This is a genomic window from Paenibacillus sp. GCM10023252, from assembly GCF_042653305.1.
GTDB lineage: Bacteria > Bacillota > Bacilli > Paenibacillales > Paenibacillaceae > Pristimantibacillus.
Genome location: NZ_JBHSHW010000013.1, coordinates 1 through 1,009, shown reverse-complemented (window position 1 = coordinate 1,009; position 1,009 = coordinate 1). Strand labels below are relative to the sequence as shown.

The 1,009-nt window shown below is 51.8% G+C and carries 3 rRNA genes; all 3 read right to left on the bottom strand.

Going from position 1 to position 1,009, the window contains the following annotated elements:
* Nucleotides 1-465, bottom strand: a 23S ribosomal RNA gene (locus tag ACFO9Q_RS10155); the annotation flags it as partial.
* Nucleotides 466-731: 266 nt separating this feature from the next.
* Nucleotides 732-848, bottom strand: a 5S ribosomal RNA gene (gene rrf / locus ACFO9Q_RS10150).
* 102 nt (nucleotides 849-950) lie between these two features.
* Nucleotides 951-1,009: ribosomal RNA gene (locus tag ACFO9Q_RS10145) — 16S ribosomal RNA — on the bottom strand; the annotation flags it as partial.

The window sequence follows — 1,009 nt, the reverse complement described above, 5'->3', positions numbered from 1 at the left end:
GATGGTCCTGCCGGATTCCGACGGGGTTTCTCGTGTCCCGCCGTACTCAGGATCCGTCTCGGAGAGTACTGACTTTTGGCTACAGGGCTTTTACCTGCTATGGCGGGCCTTTCCAGACCTCTTCGCCTAATCAACACCTTTGTAACTCCATGTGAGACGTCCTACAACCCCAAGGAGCAAGCTCCTTGGTTTGGGCTAATCCGCGTTCGCTCGCCGCTACTGACGGAATCACTTTTGTTTTCTCTTCCTCGGGGTACTTAGATGTTTCAGTTCCCCCGGTATGCCTCCTCATGAGCTATGTATTCACTCATGGGTAACTGTCCATTACGACAGCTGGGTTTCCCCATTCGGATATCCCCGGATCAAAGCATGCTTACGGCTCCCCGAGGCGGTATCGTTGTTCGCCACGTCCTTCTTCGGCTCCTGGTGCCTAGGCATCCTCCGTGCGCTCTTATTAGCTTAACCAACGCTCCGGGTGACTCGGTGGATGTGCGCCGTTCCTACTTCCCCCCTCTGAATCCATAAAGACTCAAGGTAAGGGGGGAAGTAGCAAAAGGTCGCAATCCATCCGAGTCACCCTTCGCTTACAATTAAAGATCGTAAGATTTAAGGATGTTTCAGCATTTCATTTCTTTCGCTATCCAGTTTTCAAGGAACAATATTCGTTGCGTCTACGACACAACGTCGAGACAACAACAGAAAAGGTAAAACATATAGATGCTTGCGCACCTGCTTGGCGACGCCCTACTCTCCCAGGACCCTGCGGTCCAAGTACCATCGGCGCTGGAGGGCTTAACGGTCGTGTTCGAGATGGGAACGCGTGGTTCCCCTCCGCCATCGCCACCAAACGGATGTGGATGAAAGATTGCTCTTTCAAAACTGACAACGAGTGAGCAATAAACCCTGCCTGAGTTTATCCAGTCATCAACGTGACTGAAGTAATTCCTTAGAAAGGAGGTGATCCAGCCGCACCTTCCGATACGGCTACCTTGTTACGACTTCACCCCAA